Origin of the sequence: Parabacteroides massiliensis (genome assembly GCF_900155425.1) — a bacterium.
In the GTDB taxonomy this organism is placed as follows: Bacteria; Bacteroidota; Bacteroidia; order Bacteroidales; family Tannerellaceae; genus Parabacteroides; species Parabacteroides massiliensis.
In genome coordinates this window covers 875,176-895,501 of record NZ_LT700191.1, presented here as the reverse complement: position 1 = coordinate 895,501, position 20,326 = coordinate 875,176, and the positions used below count along the sequence as shown (strand labels likewise).

The following is a 20,326-nucleotide window of genomic DNA, read 5'->3' as shown; positions in this document are numbered from 1 at the left end:
TGTTACGATATTGTTACGTTAGTATTTCAAAAAATGACAATGTAGAGGCGGGGGGGCTACTCCGTCTAATGCAATCAATATTCCTCTATTGAATGTCAATGGGCAGAGCAGAGCCCTGCCCCTACGAGATGGCACTATGTGTTTTCGAATTTAATATTATAATACTAAAGTATATTGAATTAAAAGTTCAATGTTGCCGGTATCCCTGTGAAGAGAGAATGTATACATCTAAAACAAGCCCCGGAGATGAAAAACATTTTCGAGGCTTCGTTTCGCTATACCGATTGGTTTTCTATCGCAATTCGCAGTGATTTGTAAACTTATCACTATATTTGTCCAAAATCTTTCTAATTATTCAATCATGAACAAACTTTTAAGTTTATCTGTGTTAGCGACCACACTGTTATTGTCGTCTTGTAGTAATACCCCGCAGGAGGAGCCTCTTGCAAAAGTGATTGACCGTGGTCTGAAAGCCTCGACCGAACAGGCGCTGCTTATGGCCAAAGACCTGGAACAGCAGGAAGGCCGGCTGCCTAAGAGTATCAAAGATGGTAAATTGGAGACCAGCGATTGCTATTGGTGGTGCAGCGGTTTCTTTCCCGGCGAACTGTGGTACCTGTATGAAAACAATCCTACTCCCGAATTGAAGAAGTATGCCGAACTTTTTACCGGACGTTTGGAAAAAGTACAATATGTGACGAATAATCATGATGTCGGGTTCATGCTTTATTGTAGTTATGGCAACGGCTACCGCCTGACGCAAAATCCCGATTATAAGAATGTATTGGTGACCGGCGCCGGTTCGCTCAGTACCCGCTTCAACCCGATGATCAAGGCGATCCGTTCCTGGGACTCTACCAATAACGGCAAATGGCAGTATCCGGTTATCATCGATAACATGATGAACCTTGAGCTTCTGACGTGGGCAAGCAAAGCTACCGGTGATAATCGTTTCCATGATATCGCGGTTACGCATGCCAATACGACGATGGAAAATCATTTCCGTGATGATTATAGCAGTTATCATGTCGTTTCTTATGATACGATCACGGGGAAACCCCATATCAAAATGACGCATCAGGGATATGCCGACGAATCGGCTTGGGCACGCGGACAGGCGTGGGCGGTCTACGGTTATACGATGATGGCACGTGAAACCGGCAGTCCCGAATATCTGGCACAGGCCAAGCATATAGCCCGTTTCCTGATGAACCATCCGAATATGCCGGCCGATAAGGTTCCGTATTGGGATTTTAACGCTCCTGATATTCCGAATACGCCGCGCGACGCCTCTGCTGCCGCTATCATGGCTTCCGCCTTGATCGAATTGAGCCAGTTGGATAAATCGGATGAAGCAAAAAGCTATCTGGACTTTGCCGAACAACAGGTGCGTTCTTTATCATCCCCTGAATATTTGGCGGAGAAAGGAACAAACTGTAACTTTGTACTCAAGCATTCGACCGGCCATTTGCCCGGAAACAGCGAAGTGGACGTGCCGCTTAGCTATGCCGATTACTATTATGTTGAAGCATTGACGAGACTGAAAAAAATAATTGAATAAACCATGAGAAAATCATTGAAAATCACCGTACTGATTCTGTGTACGATCTGTCTGTCTTTTACCGGTAATGCCCAGCAAACAACAGGCAAGGATGATCGTGCGTTCTGGGTGGAAAACCTGACGCGCATAGCCGATCCCGTACTTGTCAATCTGAGCAATAATACGCTGAAGAAGAATATGCCTTACGAATCGTTGGGCGACCGTCGTCGTTTCTCGCATCTGGAGGCGGTAGGTCGTCTGGTCTGCGGTATCGCTCCTTGGCTTGAACTGGGGCCGGACAATACGCTTGAAGGCAAGCTCCGTGAGAAATATATCAACCTGACGGTGAAAGGGTTGAAGAATGCCGTTAATCCTGATGCTCCCGACTATCTGGTTTTCGGTGAACCGTCTCAGCCTTTGGTGGATGCTGCTTTTTTAGCGCAGGGATTATTGCGTGCTCCGAAACAGCTTTGGGGGAATCTTGATCCGCAGGCAAAAGAGTGGATGATTACCGAATTGAAGCGAAGCCGTAACATCAAACCTTATGAAAGCAATTGGCTGCTTTTCGCTTCGACTGTCGAAGCTGCTTTGTTGGAGTTTACAGGAGAATGTGACATGGAGCGAATGTTGTATGGTGTGAAAAGATTTCGTGACGAATGGTATAAAGGTGATGCCATGTATGGTGATGGGGTTGATTTTCATATGGATTATTATAATAGTTTCGTGATTCATCCGATGCTGACAGATGTGTTGGTCGTGATGAAGAAACACGATATCGAAGGCGCTGATTTCTTGGATACACAGTTGAAACGTCATGCTCGTTATGCCGAGATATTGGAGCGTTTTATTTCTCCCGAAGGTTCTTTCCCGGTTGTCGGTCGTTCCATCTGCTACCGCTTCGGTGCTTTCCATGCGTTGGGACAGGCGGCTTTGATGCATATTTTGCCCGAACGGGTGAAACCGGCACAGGTGCGTTGCGCTTTGACTTCCGTCATCCGTCGCCAGTTGAAGTCTCCGGCAAATTTCGATAAGAACGGTTGGTTGCGTGTAGGCTTTACTGGTGAACAAATCGAGATCTCCGAGTCTTATATCAATACGGGGAGCGTCTACCTTTGTGCTTTTGGCTTGGTGCCTCTGGGACTGCCGGAAACGGATGAGTTCTGGTCTGCTCCTTATACGGAATGGACGAATGTGAAAGCCTGGAACGGAGAGAAGGTACAGGCTGACCATGCGGTTAAGTGATTGACAATTTGGAATAAAAACATGATAATAAATAAAGAATAAGAAGATGAAAACAAATTATGAATTGCGTTATGCTGCGCATCCGGAAGATGCAAAGCAATATGATACGAAACGTATCCGTCGTGACTTCCTGATTGAGAAAGTGTTTGCTCCGAATGAAGTGAATATGGTCTATTCGATGTACGACCGTATGATCGTTGGCGGTGCCATGCCGGCCGGCGAAGTGCTGGTCCTGGAAGCGATCGATCCGTTGAAAGCTCCTTTCTTCCTGACTCGTCGCGAAATGGGTATCTTCAATGTGGGCGGACCGGGTGTCGTAAAGGCCGGAGATGCTGTCTTCGAGCTTGATTTTAAGGAAGCTCTTTATTTGGGTTCCGGAGACCGTGAAGTGACATTTGAAAGCAAGGATGCCCAAAATCCGGCTAAATTCTATTTTAACTCTACGACTGCACATCGCAACTATCCGGATAAAAAAGTGACGAAAGCAGACGCTGTTGTTGCCGCTATGGGCTCTTTGGAAATGTCCAACGACCGTAACATCAACAAGATGATCGTCAACCAGGTTCTTCCTACCTGCCAGTTGCAGATGGGTATGACGGAACTGAAACCGGGCAGTGTCTGGAACACGATGCCGGCACACGTGCACAGCCGCCGTATGGAAGCCTATTTCTATTTCGAAATCCCTGAGGACCAGGCTATCTGCCATTTCATGGGCGAAGTAGACGAAACCCGCCATATCTGGATGAAAGGCGATCAGGCTGTTTTGTCTCCCGAATGGTCTATCCATAGCGCTGCTGCCACTCACAACTATACTTTCATCTGGGGTATGGGAGGTGAAAACCTGGATTACGGAGACCAAGATTTCTCTTTGATCACCGACTTGAAATAATATTCGCACATTAAATACATTATTATCATTATGGTAAATTTTTCATTGGAAGGTAAGGTTGCACTTGTAACAGGTGCTTCTTACGGTATCGGGTTTGCGATTGCAACGGCGTTTGCCCAAGCCGGTGCAACTATCGTCTTTAACGATATCAAACAGGAATTGGTGGATAAGGGTCTCGCATCCTATGAAGCCAAAGGGATCAAAGCTCATGGTTATGTTTGCGACGTAACGAATGAAGAGCAGGTGAATGCTTTCGTTGCACAGGTGGAAAAGGAAGTTGGCGTAATCGATATTTTAGTTAATAACGCCGGTATCATCAAACGTATCCCGATGGTGGAGATGACGGCTGCCGAATTCCGGCAGGTGATCGATATCGACTTGAACGGTCCGTTTATCGTATCCAAAGCTGTTATCCCTTCCATGATCAAGAAAGGACACGGTAAGATTATCAATATCTGCTCTATGATGAGCGAACTCGGCCGCGAAACCGTATCGGCTTATGCTGCTGCCAAAGGTGGTTTGAAGATGCTGACTCGCAACATCGCTTCTGAATATGGAGAATACAACATCCAGTGTAACGGTATCGGTCCGGGTTATATCGCGACTCCGCAGACGGCTCCTTTGCGCGAAAGACAGGCAGACGGCTCACGCCATCCGTTCGATGCCTTTATCGTAGCCAAGACTCCGGCTGCCCGTTGGGGAACTCCTGAAGACTTGATGGGACCTGCCGTGTTCCTCGCATCCGATGCTTCCGACTTCGTAAACGGTCATGTGCTGTATGTCGATGGTGGTATTCTGGCTTATATCGGTAAACAACCTTGATCATGTCACGCTGAAGATTGTTGCCCTTTGGCATTTAAAAGAGTCCTTCCGGGAGAAATTCAGATTTCTTTCGGGAGGACTCTTTTTTGGGGGTAGGACTCTAAATTGGAATTTGATTATGTTATGCGGTTATTATAAGATAATAATTATCTTTACGTAAAAAGAAAACAACATGACATTGTTAAATAATCCATTCGTTACAAGCGGTTACATTGCTCCAGAATACTTCTGTGACCGGGAAAGAGAAACGGAAGAGTTGTCTCGTTGGCTGATCAATGAAAACAATGTGGCGATCATATCTACTCGCCGTATGGGAAAGACCGGATTGATTCGGCATTGTTTTCAATTGGATGAAATCTTCCATTATTTGGCTGTGTCAGACAAACCTTGTATTGTTGCTATCGATGAGTTTCAACAAGTTGCTCAGTATCCGGAGAAGAATGCAGAAGCTTTGTTGCGTACTTATGTCCAGCATTGCAACAAGGCTCATTTCATATTTGCCGGTTCGCAGCGTTATTTGATGGGAGAAATGTTTATTAGCCCGGCCCGTCCTTTTTATCAGAGTGTATCCATTCTGCATTATCGGCAATAGATAAAAATAAATATATGGAGTTCGCACAGCATCATTTCAGAGTAGCTTAAAAAGATATTGATGTTACAATCATTGACTCTTTGTATGATCGCTTTGAAGGAATCACTTGGTATCTGCAAAAGATATTGAATATTCTTTTTGCAATGACACCGAAAGGGGGGAGGTGCAGTGGCGAGATGATAGAACAGGCAGTGGACTTCATCTTGGATTCTTATTCTTTTGCTTATTCCGAATTACTTTACCAGTTGCCTGAAAAGCAAAAAGAATTGATGATTGCTATTTGTAAAGAAGGGAAAGCTACGGCATTGACTTCCGGTAAATTTATCCGGAAATATAGTTTGCCGTCAAGCAGTTCGGTTCAATCGGCTTTGAAAGGATTGTTGGAGAAAGATTTTGTTACGAAAGAAGGAGCTTACTATATGGTTTATGACTGCTTTTTCTCTTTGTGGTTGAGGCGGAACTTCTAAAGAAAAGGAGGGTGTAAAAAAACAACCTCCTTTTCTGTATGGTGCGAGACAACGGTTTATTTGTTGTATTTGCTCCAGTCAACATTGTGCATGTCGCCGCTGGCAGCCAATTCTTCGTGGAAAGCGAAGCAGCATTTCAGGTTCTGGGGAGTGTGTCCCTTGATGCCCATTGCCAGGTATTCTTCCAATAACGGTTTGTAATCCGGGTGGACGCAGTTGTCGATGATGCAACGTGCACGCTGGATCGGAGATTTACCGCGCAGGTCGGCAACGCCATATTCCGTGATGATGATTTTAACGGAGTGTTCGCTGTGATCCAGGTGGGAAACCATCGGGACGAATGCGCTGATCTTACCTTCCTTCGCCGTAGACGGAGTTGTGAAGATAGACAACATGGCCGAGCGGGTGAAGTCTCCGGAACCGCCGATACCGTTCATCATCCTTGTTCCGGAGACATGAGTGGAGTTGATATTTCCAAATATATCCGCTTCCAGAGCCGTGTTGATCGCGATCAAGCCCAGGCGGCGGGCCACTTCCGGGTTGTTGGAGATTTCCTGCGGGCGAAGCAGAATCTTATCTTTGAAGAAATCCAAGTTTGCGTAGATGTCGCGGATCACTTCGTTGCTGACAGACAGGGAGCAACCGCTGGCAAACTTGACGCGTCCTTCCTTCATCAAGGCGATGACAGCGTCCTGAATAACTTCCGTATAAACGTTGAATGCCGGAATGTCCTTATTCTCGCCCATGCAGCCCAAAACCGCATTGGCAACATTGCCTACGCCGCTCTGCAACGGAACGAATTCTTTCGGCAGACGGCCGGCTTTGATCTCGCCGACGAGGAAGTTGGCAACATTCTGGCCGATAGCCATCGTCACATCGTCCAGCGGGGAGAACTTGCCGCCTTCGTTCGGCTCGTCGGTCTTGACGACTCCGACGATCTTAGCCGGATCGACCTTCACACAGTCGCTGCCGATACGGTCGGATGGAGTGTAGATAGGAATTTCGCGGCGGTAAGGGGGATCGGCCGGTTCGTAGATGTCATGCATTCCACGGATTTCTTTCGGGTGGCGACAGTTCAGCTCGACGATGATACGGTCTGCCATGCGGCAGATTGTCGGCAGGATACCGACACCGCTTGTCGGCACGATTTCGCCGTCTTCCGTCACATCTGCCGCTTCGACGATCGCCACGTCAATCTTGCCCAAGAAGCCGTAGCGCAGGTCTTGTGCCAGCTCGGACAAGTGCATATCGAAATATTGTGCTCCGTGAGCGTTCAGCAGGGCACGCAAGTCTTTGTTTGATTGATAAGGAGTACGGAATTTGATTGCGTTGGCACGGGCCAGTTCGCCGTCCAGCTTGTCTCCTGTCGAGGCGCCGGTAAACATACCGATCTGGAACGGATTTCCTTTTTCATGTTCGGCAATTGCTTTTTTTGCAATGGCGCCCGGCACGACTTTCGGACATCCGGCCGGAGTAAATCCGCTAAAGCCGACATTGTCGTCGTGATGCACGAATGAAGCAGCTTCTTCAGCTGTAATAAATTTTAAAGCCATGATATTATTTGTTGTTACATTAGTAATTCATTATTCAGTTAACAGTGCAACGCAAAGGTATTAAAAAAGAATATAGATTAATACTTACGGTTAAGTATTTCAGTGTAAATAACCGCTTTTCGCAGTTCGGCGGCATTGTCGAACTCGATCTCCGTAAGCGGGCTTTCCTCTTCGGCCGGAGGGGTGGCAAGGCGATTCCTGGCAGAAGACTGCCTGTCTGCCATTTTCTCGCCGGCGAGAAACGGCTTGGGAGCAGCGGCTGGTTGCTTTACCGGTTCCGGCTTTTGCATTTCTTCCAGAATTTCCCAGAAACCTTTGGCAGGAACTTCTTTTTCACTCGTGACAATTTCCTTGTCCGGTTGTCCCAATATCTGTTTCGGGCGTTTTTTCTTGTTCTTGGAACTGAACAAGCTACTGATCCCAGCAATTGCCAGGAACACAATATATAGCCAATCACCTGCGTTATCCATAAACTTTGATTATTTTTGCACTCCAAATGTAAGAAATATTATTTAGAAGTGAAAGAGAGGAAAGATATAATAGGTATAAAAGTAAATAAGGGTAACTTCACAGCCACCCTTATTCGATTTAACCAAAACCTTAACTATGAAAAAATTTACGTTTTTCGATTACAAATATAGGCGTAGGATTTTATGTATGCAAGTGTTTGGTGAATTATTTTTCAAGAATATTTATATTTAACAGTAATTAGTAAACAAGATGACAAATCAAGAAAATGGCGCGGACTTAAAATCCGTAGCCGGAATGGAAGAAAAGAAGTTGTTTATCGAGACCTACGGGTGTCAGATGAATGTGGCAGACAGCGAAGTCGTCGCTTCCATCATGAAAATGGATGGGTATGCGGTGACCGACAAGATAGAAGATGCTGATGCTATTTTTGTCAACACTTGTTCGGTGCGCGATAATGCCGAACAGAAAATCTACGGACGGCTTCAGTATTTCCAGTCTTTGAAAAGAAAGAAAAAAACGTTAGTGATTGGTGTGCTCGGATGTATGGCGGAGCGGGTGAAGGAGGAACTGATCAAGGTGCATCATGCCGATTTGGTTGTCGGTCCGGACTCCTATATGGATCTGCCTAACTTGGTGGGGGCGGTCGAACACGGCGAAAAGGCGATCAATGTCGAGCTTTCCACGCAGGAAACCTATAAGGACGTAATCCCGTTGAAATTGGGAGGCGTGCATATTTCGGGTTTTGTCTCCATCATGCGCGGATGCAATAATTTCTGTACCTATTGTATCGTACCCTATACCCGCGGACGTGAACGCAGCCGGGATATCGAAAGTATCTTGAACGAGATACGCGACATGCGCGATAAAGGTTTCAAGGAAGTGACCTTATTGGGGCAGAATGTAAACTCTTATCTTTTTGAGAAGGATGGAGAAAAAATCTCATTCCCCGTTTTGCTGAAACGTGTCGCCGAGGAAGTGCCTGAAATGCGTGTCCGCTTTACTACTTCGCACCCGAAGGATATGAGTGACGAGACCCTGCACGTGATCGCCGAACATGATAATATATGCAAGATGATCCACCTTCCCGCACAATCGGGGAGTTCCCGCATCCTGAAAGTGATGAACCGCAAATATACGCGCGAATGGTATCTGGACCGTATTGCCGCTATCCGCCGTATCCTGCCGGACTGTGCTATCTCGACCGACCTGTTTTGCGGTTTCCATTCCGAGACGGAAGAGGATTATCAGGAAACGCTTTCCCTGATGCGCGAAGTGGGCTACGACAGTGCTTTTCTGTTCAAATATTCTGAACGTCCCGGAACTTATGCGTCCCGGCATCTTCCCGATACGGTCAGTGAAGAAGAGAAAGTCCGTCGCTTGCAAGGCATGATCGACTTGCAGAACCGGCTTTCGGAAGAAAGCAACAAGCGCGATATCGGCAAAGTGTTCGAAGTGCTGATCGAAGGCTTCTCCAAACGTTCGCGCGAGCAACTGTTCGGCCGTACCAGCCAGAATAAGGTCGTGATTTTTGACAAGAAGAATTATCACGTCGGGCAATTCATAAAGGTACGCATCAACCGCGCCTCTTCCGCAACTCTGTTCGGGGAGCCGGTGGAATAAATATATATGAGTAAAACGGGTTTGCACACAAACCCGTTTTACTTTTGTAATAGTTTCTCGGATATGAATTGCATCTCCTGGTTAAATCCGTTTGAATTAGCCGATATTCCCTGATAGGTGGGTAGGCTGTTCTGTAATCGGTCCAATTGATAGACAGAAGCTTCTGGTATCACATCCCATTGGAGCATTGTCCCGAAATTGAAAGAAAAGATGGGACTCCCTTTATGCGACATGTCGATATGAGGTTTTAGTCCGTTTACAGGGAATAGCTTGTAAAACTCCGTCCCGTTTTTTAATGTCCGGATAAACAATGCGTCAGCATCGGAGGCAATGGAAACGAACATAAGCGGTAGGTTTTTGACTTTCCCGTTTTTATATGCATATTTCCTTTTTTTGGATAGAATGGTTTTAATGGCGACTTTGTTCACATAACCGTTTTCATATCCGAGCACAAAATAATGGTCCAATTCATGTTCTTGTATGGCTATTGTACATAGAATCCCACTCATGCGCGGGTAATCGTCTGTGATGATATATTCGTAGGTTTCCAATATGGACCAGTAAGCAATATTGTTGGCGGACATATCATCGCTGTCTGACGGATTTGCCCGTAACATAGAGGTCGGTATCGAGTAGCCTGCTTTTCGTTCGTTTTTTTCTTTTGTTTCAGCCTTGGAAACCATTGGCTTGGGGTTTTCGGCTTGTTGTGCTTTTGCCTGTTCTTTTTCCTGCTGTTTTCTTTTTTCCAACAGGAGTAGAGACATGCCCTCTATCATCCGGGTCTCATTACCCTGTCTCTGCCAGACAATTCCGTCCAGTGATACGAGTTGAGGATAGTCGGGGACACGGATCTCACAAATCATCCGGTTTTTGTAAGTGACGAATTTGAATGTTATCTGTCCATTGATATCTTTCCCGAGAGAATGGACAATGCGCGAGCGAAGTGATCGTTCGTACTCGTCTGCTCCACATTTCAGGTATTCGAAATCGGATTTAAGGCCGATCACGTCTCCTGTATCGTGAACACCGAGAAACAAAGTGCCTCCTTTGGCATTTAAAAAACCGGTTATTGTCTTTAATATGGTTTTGGTTTGCAAACTCATGTTGGGCGAGTGGCTGCTCCCGGCAGGATAGACTAATGAGGTTTTGAATTCTTTCTCTCCGTCTTCCAATCCCAGGTTAACCAATTTTTCTTCCTCTTTTTCTTTTTCCAAGATATGGTCACTCTTGATATCCATATTCAACAGATGAGCAATCTCTGCTTTCAAGGCAAGAAGCGTGTTTTTATCAACTGTTGTGTTTTTTAGCATATTATGTGAAAGCACCAGACGTGATAATGCAGAACTTAGGGGATTTTCGTTATTGGTCTGTGCATATAACGTATTTTCTGTTTCCGGATTATCCCAGCAATTTAGTATTTCTATGATTTGCATCCAATGCTTCATGACCGGGAAGCTCTCCTTTGCGTGGTCTTCCTTTATCGTAAACTTGAGAGGTGTGGAGATAGTGGCGGGGTCATATAAAAAATGGTATAAAGCTTCTTCATAATTCATATATTGTTGGAAGAAGTCCATCTGGCTCTTATATCCGGCAAGTTGAGACAGTAGCCTGGCTGTCGCTATATATTGATATCTTTCTACCGGATCGCTCAGGCAAGAAATGGAAAGGAAGTTCAGAAAGATCAACTCTTTCAAGAATTCCGTGTTGATAAATTGCGAACAGTTGTTCTTCTCGATTTCTACATTTTTTCTGTTTTCAAGCTCTTCTGCCTTTTTTCTCGATTCATCGGCTTGTGAATAACTTATGTATTCTTGGATAATGGATTTTAATGCCTCGGTTTCATCTATTTCAGCATCCGTCTCTTCGATGAATGTGGCTAAGATTCGATTGTCGGCCATGATTCCGTCAATAAGCAATTCCGCAGATATGCCTACGTGGAATTTGTAATCCTCTGTTTTCTCCGTATAGAAGACATATCCGTTGCGGTTGACCCAAATGAGATTGTTTTTGTAGGTACGTACCAATTTCGCTGTAACATGATCGCCGGGAAGCAGGTTGGAGGCTGCTATTTGATCGAACTCTTCTAATAGGCTGAATTGGATTTTTCCCTCTTTTGCACTGGATACTGTTACCCGGAATTCGTCGTTCGGGAAAAACATGTTCCCCAAGCTCGGTATGTAATATCTGGCGATATTGGTTACGTGCAAAACACCTGTCCCTTTGTATTTCTGATCCACAATGTCGGCAAAAACCATCAGTGGGTAGTTCTTGTTAAATCCCTGTATCCGTACGAGAACAGATGTTCCCGGTTGAAGTTCCTCTTTGGCTGTTGTAGCGGGGGGAGGGGTGTATTTGAATAGAGAATGCAAGAAATCCCATTGAAGCCGTTGCTTCCCTAAATCGGATGTTTGCACCCAGCTTTTTTTCTCTTTTTTAGGAATACAAAAACCGACCTGGTTTTCGTATAAGGTGACGGCCTCGGATAGAGGGGAAAATGCATATTCTCGCGGATAAATGGTTGTTTTCTGTGAATTGATTTTTATGCATCCGTACGGAGAAGTGAATAATTGTTCTCCATCGAAATAGGTTTCTTTTGAGTTAATGAATGAAGAAATCTTGGCTGTGAGAGACGTGTGATTGTAATGAAGGATGTCGCCCCATTCGAATTCAGGTGAATACCCTTCTGTCGCGAATAAAGCATTTATACTTTTACGAATGAAGGCCGGCCGGTTCTCCGGTTTTTCTAAAATGGTGAGATACCGGTATAGCATGGAGCGTAGGTAGCGGATATCTTTCCCTTTTGTCCCTAATAAAAAGGAGGCGGCGATATAACGAACCACGATCCATATTTGAGCAACGAAATCTTTGTCTATGTTTTCAAAATTCAGGAACACGTTCATATCTCCACCTTTCTGAGTGATGAATTTGTTGATGATTTTTTGGACGGATTGGATATGGTCTTTGTTTTTCCCTTTAGACAAATAGTAGGCAAAAAACAAAAAATCTTCCGGATGGTTGTCAAGTAAATCCGGCAGGAAATGGAGTATTTGAAATATGGTTTTGATTCTTGTCTCTTTGTTACATAGGTATCCGGATACTTTTATTTTGTTGATGATTTTTGAAAAATACTCTTCGCCTTGGTTTGTCTGAATCAGGTTGAATGTATAGATCTGCAATTTGGACAGCTCTAATTCTTCCTCTATCTTTAAATGTAAAGAGTCGATCATATCTGGAGAATAAACCGAAAGGAAGTCGGAATTTTCGATTACCCATTCCGCTATCGAACAGTACAGGAGATTCAGCTCGTTGACCAACGGATAATTCTCTTCGTTGATTGCTTTTCTCCTATTGCTGGTGATAATAGACATGTAGCTGATCACCCAAAGTCCGTTGGCCTGTTCGTATTGTACGAACAGATTGTTTATTTTCCCGTTTTCTTCTCTTTTTTCTTTCAAGGCCTCAAGAGAAATCTCGTCCGAAGTGTCGGTGAGCCCGATATTTTGGAGTAGTTGTTCGTATGGAAGGAAATTACTTTTTAGAAAGACGTAGCCTGCTTCCGGTTTTAATTTGATCGATCCGTTATTGTAAATCTCCATTATTTGGCAACATATTCTTTGGTTCTCTTGTATGTATTCTCTTTTCCATACCGGCAATTTGAAGGAGAAGCCATAATTGTCGTATAAAAAATAGAAATCATTCTCGCTGTGCATGGATTCGTTTCGGTTCCCGACTCTGAACGAATATATTTCTCCTGTTTTGTAGAGAGTGGATAACAACCGGTATCTGTCCTGTTCGAATATCGGAGAACCGTCTGCTTCGAAAGCCGTGACTTTGCAGAATATGGTTGATGGTTGCTTTTGTTTTTTTTGAAAATCAAATAAACGAACCTTGTATCTGGTTTCTGTGTCCTCGACAATATAGAAATAGTTTTCATTGTCAATATAGGTATTGATGACTTTCAATTCATAGCACAGGGATTTGTCGTATTGTTTCATGGCATTTTATTTGTTGATTGTTATGTTTTCGAGAGAAAATTGTTCTTTTTAGTGAATAGTCTGCATATTCCGGTTGATACCTGTTCCGCAATTCCTGGATGCCCGTTCACTCCGTTGGTAACTTCCTGTATTACTGACAAAGTTAATATTATTTTCGTAGGTTCTCTCTAATAAGGCGAAAAACATGTATTAGCACAGTTACCTTTCTTATTTTCATTGGTTGAAACAAAAATGTCTGCGGTTGAAACAAAAATGCCTGCGGTCGAAACTAAAGTGTTCGCGGTCGAAACAATAGTTTCTGCGGTCGAAACAAAAGTTTCAACCGAGGAAACAAAAGTTTCGACCGATGAAACTTTAGTTTCAAAAGCAAGAACTGTTTGAAACTTTAGTTTCACGAATAATATTTGCTGAAACTTTTTACCAATCGAAGCTTTCCCTGTATGAATTGAAAACAGGTTCTTCGTTGATTCCGTTTTGTTTAAAGAGTTGTTTGATGAAATTTTGATGTTCGGGCAATAACTCGTTTTCCTTGCGCAAGAAACGGTAATAAAGTGTTTTCCCGAAATGAGCGACCATCTTCCTTCTTAGATGCAAAGCCATTTTGTGCGGTACGTTATCGAGTAGTTTTGTAATCCCCAAAGCAATTTGTTTTTTGATTTGCGTTTTGAAGAAAGGACAATCGTCTCCTTCCTTCGGATAGCAGGCGGGATTCACGATCGGGAAAAACTTGCGGATGGATGTACTGTTGGTTGCTGCCAGATGGCGCAAACAATTGTCCGCCTGCGTGCATCGATCATTGAGGCAATGAGCAAAATCGTACGGAACATTTTGATAATCAATTTTATTTGTCATAATGCGCAAATGTACGGATTATATTTGAATCCGTATCTTGTTTTTTGCTCGTTGTAAGAGTGTTTTGCAAATGAAATTGTGAAACGGTTTGATTATGGCAAAATAACATTTTCAGAGACTTTACGGAGGCAGCCTTGCTTGCAGGATAGGCTAAGCGGGCCTTTACAAGTTGTCGAAACACTACGTCCTTGATTTTATTGAAGCCCACATTGTTAAATACACGGTCAAGAATCAAGTCGGCTCCATTTATCCAAAGAACTTCGTAATGGCAAACAGCGGAATATTCTCCATCCAACCCTGATCTTGATAACCCATCATGGAGATACGCAGTCCTTTCAACTGGTAATCGGGATGATTTTTAATATATTCTGACATGGAACGCGCATGTACATTCTCTTCGGCTTTCACTTCCACCGGTATCACGCGATGCTCCGTCTGTACCACAAAGTCAATCTCCGCGGGTGTTTTGTCGCTGCTCCAATAATAGGGCGAAAAGCCTTGGGCCACTAATTGCTGCAAGACAAACTGTTCGGTAAAAGCGCCCTTGAACTCCTTGAATACATTATCTCCTACCAACATCTGGCTGGCTGGCGCTTCAGTCATACAACCAAAAAGACCGCAATCAAGCAGGAATAATTTGAAGGCACTCAGATCTTCGTAAAATTTGACAGGCATCTGCAGTTCTTTTATCCGGCAGACTTTATACACCAGACCTGCATCCATCAGCCACTGAATGGCGAGTTCATATTCCGTAGCTCTGGCACCTTTCTTCAACACATTATAGATGAATTTCTTGTTCTCCTTAGCCAACTGCGAAGGCAAGGATTGCAGCACTTGTCCGATACGCATACTTTCAGTAGGTGTCGTATGCTTGGAGATGTCCCGCCGATAAGCATCCAAAATTTCAGTCTGTTTGTCACGTACCTCCTGCAAGTTTTGATGCTGAAAGAAACAATCCACCACTTCAGGCATGCCACCTACATAGTAGTATTGACGAAGCAAATCAATATATTTTAAACTGAGAATTTTTAAGATTTCCCAATCGGGCTGATGTAACAAGTTGCACAAATCTGTTTCACCGGCAGCCATCAGAAATTCTTCAAAATCCATCGGATGTAGATGCATTACATTTACCTTACCCACCGGAAATGACTGACCTTTCCCCAAAGTAATCCCCAACAAGGAACCGGCCGCCATCACATGATATTCAGGCGCATTTTCCTGAAAATATTTCAAGCTATGCAATCCCCGTTCCACTTCCTGCAACTCATCGAATACAATCAACGTTTTTCCTGCTTCAATCTTCGTCCCTGTGATAGCCTGAAGTGTCAGCAGAATACGGGGGATGTTATAGTCGGCTGCAAATAACTCCTTGGCCAGTGGCTCTACATCACAGTTGATGTAGGCTACATTCTCAAACTCAGTCTGACCAAAATGTTTCATCACCCAAGTTTTACCAACCTGACGAGCACCCAACAGTATCAAAGGTTTTCTCGCAGGATTATCTTTCCAAAGTTTCAACTGTTGTATAATTTTCCGTTTCATCGATTCCTTATAAAATAAGAATTATCCACTTGCTTTTTGCAAATATACATTTTTTCGACGATAGAAACTGATGAGAAACACACTTTTTCGATGATAATTTAAGGAAAACATCACATTTTTCGGCAATTACAATGCTTACCGTACTTTTGTGTCTGTATTGCAAAAGCGAACAATTGTTACGGCCTGCAGAAAAAGTAACACTTTTTTCTGTAATATCCTGAATTTAGTTGTTTTGCCGGTCTTTTCGAACAAAATCAATGTGGAATATATTTGTGCTATCGGTTTGATCCTCTGTTGTTTGTGATTTTATATGATGTACACGCGTACATCTATATTAGAAGCTTGGATTTGTATGTTTTTGTTCTTGTAAACGATTGAAAAATAAAGGAATAGGAAGGATTTTCAAAATGACTAAAGAAAACGTACGTTTTATTTGTCATTTCCACAGCACAAAAATACAACTACTTTTTGAACCGGCAATCCTTTATCCCGATTATTTTCCTTTTCTATATTCTTTCTTATCAATTAGATAGCTTAACCTGTACGAAAAACCCTCTTTTCGATACAAACCTTTCCGAAGCCCCGAAAAATGACTAAAAAAAACGTACGTTTTCCCTCGTCAAAAGACAGAAGTTTAGTTAAAAGACGAAAACACAGGGATATACGTAGTGCTGATTGAACTTTTAGTATATGTATTATTAATATTAATTCAAATGATTATGAACAAAAAGTTTTCTACTCTTGTAGCCGGTCTGTTTTTGGCCGGAATGTTACCTGTAGGAGCCATGAATCATCACACTGTGAATGGCGAAGTGCCTTATCGCACAGACCTTGTGAAAAGTGCTGTTTCTTCCTACCATTGTAATGGGGTAAACTCTATTGATGAAACTAAGTGGTACCAACTTGTTGTCTCTGAAGAGGGAGATACCCAAGTCGAAGAGGAACGTCAAGATGGCGTTGGTGCAAACATGACAATCCTGACAATGGAGCGTGATTACACCACCGGAAATTTGACATTGGCTGTAAAGAAAATCGAAGATGCAGCATTAACTCATTCTTTATGGAAAATTACGACGGTTAGAGACAACGTGAACTCTCGCGATCTGTTTGCTTATGAAAACATGGAAACAGGCTATAAGCTGACTTTCGATGAATTCAATGCCTTGAACCTGAATGGAACTACTAATGCTAAAACGGCTGTTAAAAAAGTAGAGGCTACTATCCTGAACGGTTGCACGGATAATTGGAGATGGTATACTCATAAAGCTCAAACAAACAACTTTACCAAGAAAACAGTCTTTTCTTTTTTCCATGGTAAAGATTCTGTGATGGCTATGGCTTTGAACGATAACGGCGAAGTCGTTTTGGTAAAGGAAAGTGCAGTAAAGGCTGAAGATGAAGCAAAAAGTATTCAGAATTTGCTTGCTATCCGTCCGATCATAGCCGGAGCAAAAGTTTTGGATGCGGCTGAAATCAATTCGATGATCGATGCTGACGGTTCTTTTAAGAATTTTACAGATATCGCTATGGGCAACACCTCTGACAATACTACGTTAGGAGGAACAAAAGTCAAATTCAAGTTCAGCAAGACATTAGGCGAAAATCCGCTGACTGAAACTTACAAGGCTGTTGCGAGTCCTTATACTTTATTGGACCGTGATGGTTGGGATGCAAAAACTAATGAAGCTTATTCCGGTTACAATATCCTTCTTCAAAACGTGGAGACAGGTAAATACTTGATGGTATCTCCTGATCGTTTTGAAAAACCGACAGCTCCGGGTCTCTATGGCGGCCTGTTGTTGAAGGATGCTAAATACCAGAAGTTGGATAATAAAACAAATCCGACAGCATTGGAAGATGTTGATCCTGCAACATTGTCAGATGTCATTGGTAATTTGGATGCTCATCAAGCTCGTTATCATTTCAAGTTCACTTACTATCCTACAAACGACAGTTTGGTGATCGAACCTTTGAATGCTTCTGTAAAAGAAAGTGAAGATATCGACTATCTGAAAAGTGACTTGGTGAAGAAAGGAAACGATGCCGTAAAAATGGTAGACTATTTCAATACGGTTAACGCCGGTGTCGCTTATCGGAATGACGCTTGGGGAAATGTGCTGTTTAACAAGGCTGCCGGTGTTCCGGTCGCTTTAGGTGCTATCAACAATGGATCGGGTGCTCCTGATGTAAGTGAAATCCTGACGGTGTCAGTTCCGTCTAATATTGGAGCGGCTCAGGAAAAATATGCTGCTTTGTGTAAAGAAATCTATGCTTGTTCGGCAAGTTCAACAGGTCATGCCGGAAACCCTGCTTATGTGACTAATAATTGTGTCAACCATATAGGAGATGAAGCAACAATTGAATACCAGTCAAACATGGGCGTAAAGATTAGCTTCGACAACGTCCGTACTCCGTTGGTACGTACGACGGTGACTTCCGGCCTGTATTTCATTCAGTTGTCTACAACTGTTCAGAACGATCCTACTTATACGGAAAAACGTCATAATGGTTCTTATATCGTAGCTGATATGGGCGGTCATTTGGTTTATGATGTCGAAGATGCTAATCAGGACTTTACTCACATGCCGGCGACTCAGTGGGTTGTTGAACAGTTGAACTGTGACGTGTATGAAGGTGAAGTTAATACGAATGAAGCAGCTTTGGTTAGAATCTCTAACCGTGAGTATGGCATCGAAGGTTTCGTTGGCCAGTTGTATTCTGCAGGCAAGGATGCCGGTGGACAGGATAAATACTATTTCATCAATCATAAGAAGTATAGTAGTGGAATGTGGAATGAAGGAACCGACAATCATATGTGGGGAAGTAAGTTCGCATGTCATGATACTTTGACTTTCACGGCTGTAGATCCGAAGACAACTGACGGTTATAGTGTGATTGAAGATGATGTATTGAAAGAAAACGTATATGCTTTGCAGCAGTTGGTAAACGGCGAAGCAGCCTGGTATTTGGGTGTTAGCGCCGATAACAAAAACTTAGGCTTGTTGCAGGAAGATCCGACCATGTTCGAATTACACCTGATCGAAACTGAAAAATATGGATATACTCCGGCACAAAAGGCAACTCAACCGGGCTTAGCCGGTATTGGCCAGTTGAAGAGAGACGTTTATGCCGTTAAGGTAAAAGACGCAAACAAAATCGATAACGACCATACTTATGTAGCGTTGGATCACATGCACCGCTATGTAATTGCTGACGAAAAAGATATCGTGGCCGGTAAGGATGGTTTGACTTGGGCTTTGTTCTATTTGAAGAATAACAACCATGTCGGCGAACATTACTATGCTTTGGTTAACGCAACGGGCGTGGAAACGTCTTTGAAAAATGTCAATACAACAGCAGGAAAGTTGGTGGTAGAAGCCTCTTCTTATTTGACAAAGGTTGATAACCTATGCAGTACTTCTTCTGATGTATTCAAGCTGGCCTCCAATCCTCGTCCTTTGTATGCCAATCTGGAAGAAGACGATGTGATCGGAACCGGTTATAGCGATTTGGTAAACAACAAAGAAAAAGGCTTGAAGTTAGGCGTGGAACGTACTGGCGGTTATTTGTATGAAGATGAAACTCCGGTGTTGAACTATCTGTCTCATGAAAACTTGAACACAGGTGCAGACAAGAGCTATTCTTTCTATGTCGATAAAGTAGCGAAGTCCAATGCACGTATGCCTCAGTATTTGTTTGCAACAGCAGCAGATAGCGTACCTGCCTACACTTATTGCATTACAGAAAAGCACGGCATCAATCCTGGATGCGACCACGCTGTCCTTTATCCGGGTTATGTAAGCGGTCGTTTCTTGGTTAACTTGAACGATTCTGTCCGTACATCTATCGATAAAGTTTCTGCTACAGACAAATTCATGTCTGACGGCTATGTAAAACTGGCATTTGTTGAAGCTGTTCACCGCGGAGATTCTCTTTATGTACTGAAAGCGCCTTATACGTTGGCTTCTATCTCGGTTAAGGATGTAGACGGCACATCATACGTCCTTCCTCCTTATCTGTCAGAAGACAGTTTGGGCATTGTTTATGACATTGTCGATCTGAATGGCGAACACAACAATGCGGCATTCTCTTTGAGATATGTCGGCGATACGGAAAATGACGGTTTCTTACTGGAATCTTTCGATTATGGAATGATTGAAGATGGTTCGGTTAAACATCTTTCCGGTATCGGTTCATTCGAAGGTGCATGGGTGAAATTGCAGAATGGGGTTCCTGTTTTGGCTCAGATTTCAGATGATGCAGATAAGGGCGACCACAATACAGGCGATAACCTTACGGGCTCGGACTTCTATCAGAAGATGAGTTGGAGTGAAGTCTTGAACCAGGCTGCTATCTTTGGCTTGGCTGAAGGAGTAAACGGCGGCGACGCTACTGCTAACGAAGAAATAGCGGTCTCTGACGTGACGGTAATCGCCGGTAACGGCCAGGTAACGATTGCCGGTGCAGCCGGTAAGAAGGTTGTTATCTCCAATATCTTAGGTCAGATAATCGCTAACACGATGGTTACTTCCGACAAAGCCATTATCGCTGCTCCTCAGGGCGTGGTTGTAGTTGCTGTTGAAGGTGAAGGCGCTGTGAAAGCAATTGTAAAATGATTTTAGAATAATAGCATTACAATTATAATCAAATAATTTAAAATAAGATCGTGTGCCGTAGAGATGCACAAAACTGTGCATCTCTGCAAACAACGGCAAGTATTCTGCGACAGGTGAACAAG

The 20,326-nt window shown here is 43.5% G+C and carries 11 protein-coding genes and 2 pseudogenes; 7 read left to right on the top strand and 6 right to left on the bottom strand.

Translation table 11 applies throughout. The features are described 5' to 3' along the window. Window positions 1–361 precede the first annotated feature (361 nt). The 5 genes and pseudogenes from BQ9893_RS14755 to BQ9893_RS14735 all read left to right on the top strand — a co-directional run bounded on the left by BQ9893_RS14755 (window position 362) and on the right by BQ9893_RS14735 (window position 5,552). Window positions 362–1,561: a glycoside hydrolase family 88 protein gene (locus BQ9893_RS14755; RefSeq protein WP_075966704.1), complete on the top strand. Its 1,200-nt coding sequence runs from the start codon at window positions 362–364 to the stop codon at window positions 1,559–1,561. A gap of 3 nt (window positions 1,562–1,564) precedes the next feature. Beyond that, window positions 1,565–2,782 (top strand): DUF2264 domain-containing protein, encoded by a 1,218-nt coding sequence (locus BQ9893_RS14750; protein WP_075966703.1) that lies wholly within the window; start codon window positions 1,565–1,567, stop codon window positions 2,780–2,782. Between the two features lie 46 nt (window positions 2,783–2,828). Beyond that, window positions 2,829–3,671 (top strand): 5-dehydro-4-deoxy-D-glucuronate isomerase, encoded by an 843-nt coding sequence (gene kduI, locus BQ9893_RS14745; protein WP_075966702.1) that lies wholly within the window; start codon window positions 2,829–2,831, stop codon window positions 3,669–3,671. 30 nt (window positions 3,672–3,701) lie between these two features. After that, window positions 3,702–4,493, top strand: coding sequence for a gluconate 5-dehydrogenase (locus BQ9893_RS14740; protein ID WP_075966701.1), 792 nt, complete (start codon window positions 3,702–3,704; stop codon window positions 4,491–4,493). A 172-nt stretch (window positions 4,494–4,665) separates the two neighbouring features. Then, window positions 4,666–5,552: pseudogene (locus tag BQ9893_RS14735) on the top strand (AAA family ATPase). Between the two features lie 56 nt (window positions 5,553–5,608). Here BQ9893_RS14735 and BQ9893_RS14730 read toward each other — a convergent pair. Both BQ9893_RS14730 and BQ9893_RS14725 read right to left on the bottom strand, forming a co-directional pair. Then, window positions 5,609–7,105 (bottom strand): butyryl-CoA:acetate CoA transferase, encoded by a 1,497-nt coding sequence (locus BQ9893_RS14730; RefSeq protein WP_075966700.1) that lies wholly within the window; start codon window positions 7,103–7,105, stop codon window positions 5,609–5,611. Between the two features lie 77 nt (window positions 7,106–7,182). Continuing rightward, window positions 7,183–7,575 (bottom strand): hypothetical protein, encoded by a 393-nt coding sequence (locus tag BQ9893_RS14725; protein ID WP_075966699.1) that lies wholly within the window; start codon window positions 7,573–7,575, stop codon window positions 7,183–7,185. 250 nt (window positions 7,576–7,825) lie between these two features. On the opposite strand from BQ9893_RS14725, the gene miaB reads away from it, so the two are divergent. After that, window positions 7,826–9,196 (top strand): tRNA (N6-isopentenyl adenosine(37)-C2)-methylthiotransferase MiaB, encoded by a 1,371-nt coding sequence (gene miaB, locus BQ9893_RS14720; protein ID WP_075966698.1) that lies wholly within the window; start codon window positions 7,826–7,828, stop codon window positions 9,194–9,196. A 38-nt stretch (window positions 9,197–9,234) separates the two neighbouring features. Here miaB and BQ9893_RS14715 read toward each other — a convergent pair whose 3' ends face one another. The 4 genes and pseudogenes from BQ9893_RS14715 to BQ9893_RS14705 all read right to left on the bottom strand — a co-directional run bounded on the left by BQ9893_RS14715 (window position 9,235) and on the right by BQ9893_RS14705 (window position 15,588). Further along, window positions 9,235–13,191: an AlbA family DNA-binding domain-containing protein gene (locus tag BQ9893_RS14715; RefSeq protein ID WP_075966697.1), complete on the bottom strand. Its 3,957-nt coding sequence runs from the start codon at window positions 13,189–13,191 to the stop codon at window positions 9,235–9,237. A 417-nt stretch (window positions 13,192–13,608) separates the two neighbouring features. Beyond that, the gene (locus tag BQ9893_RS14710; RefSeq protein WP_075967395.1) at window positions 13,609–14,043 is read right to left on the bottom strand and encodes a DUF6078 family protein; all 435 of its coding nucleotides are present in this window, start codon (window positions 14,041–14,043) and stop codon (window positions 13,609–13,611) included. A gap of 70 nt (window positions 14,044–14,113) precedes the next feature. Beyond that, window positions 14,114–14,293 (bottom strand): annotated as a pseudogene (locus tag BQ9893_RS22615) (IS1634 family transposase); the annotation flags it as partial. After that, window positions 14,290–15,588 (bottom strand): ATP-binding protein, encoded by a 1,299-nt coding sequence (locus BQ9893_RS14705; protein ID WP_075966696.1) that lies wholly within the window; start codon window positions 15,586–15,588, stop codon window positions 14,290–14,292. The pseudogene BQ9893_RS22615 and the gene BQ9893_RS14705, both read right to left, overlap by 4 nt. A gap of 719 nt (window positions 15,589–16,307) precedes the next feature. On the opposite strand from BQ9893_RS14705, the gene BQ9893_RS14700 reads away from it, so the two are divergent. Next, entirely contained in the window at window positions 16,308–20,204 is a 3,897-nt protein-coding gene (locus tag BQ9893_RS14700; protein ID WP_075966695.1) for a DUF6383 domain-containing protein, read from the top strand. Window positions 20,205–20,326 lie beyond the last annotated feature (122 nt).

Coding starts and splice junctions, on each gene's coding strand:
- BQ9893_RS14705 (WP_075966696.1), bottom strand. CDS start 15,588: ATGAAACGGAAAATTATACAACAGTTGAAACTTTGGAAAGATAATCCT.
- BQ9893_RS14725 (WP_075966699.1), bottom strand. CDS start 7,575: ATGGATAACGCAGGTGATTGGCTATATATTGTGTTCCTGGCAATTGCT.
- BQ9893_RS14710 (WP_075967395.1), bottom strand. CDS start 14,043: ATGACAAATAAAATTGATTATCAAAATGTTCCGTACGATTTTGCTCAT.
- BQ9893_RS14755 (WP_075966704.1), top strand. CDS start 362: ATGAACAAACTTTTAAGTTTATCTGTGTTAGCGACCACACTGTTATTG.
- BQ9893_RS14715 (WP_075966697.1), bottom strand. CDS start 13,191: ATGAAACAATACGACAAATCCCTGTGCTATGAATTGAAAGTCATCAAT.
- kduI (WP_075966702.1), top strand. CDS start 2,829: ATGAAAACAAATTATGAATTGCGTTATGCTGCGCATCCGGAAGATGCA.
- BQ9893_RS14730 (WP_075966700.1), bottom strand. CDS start 7,105: ATGGCTTTAAAATTTATTACAGCTGAAGAAGCTGCTTCATTCGTGCAT.
- BQ9893_RS14750 (WP_075966703.1), top strand. CDS start 1,565: ATGAGAAAATCATTGAAAATCACCGTACTGATTCTGTGTACGATCTGT.
- BQ9893_RS14700 (WP_075966695.1), top strand. CDS start 16,308: ATGAACAAAAAGTTTTCTACTCTTGTAGCCGGTCTGTTTTTGGCCGGA.
- miaB (WP_075966698.1), top strand. CDS start 7,826: ATGACAAATCAAGAAAATGGCGCGGACTTAAAATCCGTAGCCGGAATG.
- BQ9893_RS14740 (WP_075966701.1), top strand. CDS start 3,702: ATGGTAAATTTTTCATTGGAAGGTAAGGTTGCACTTGTAACAGGTGCT.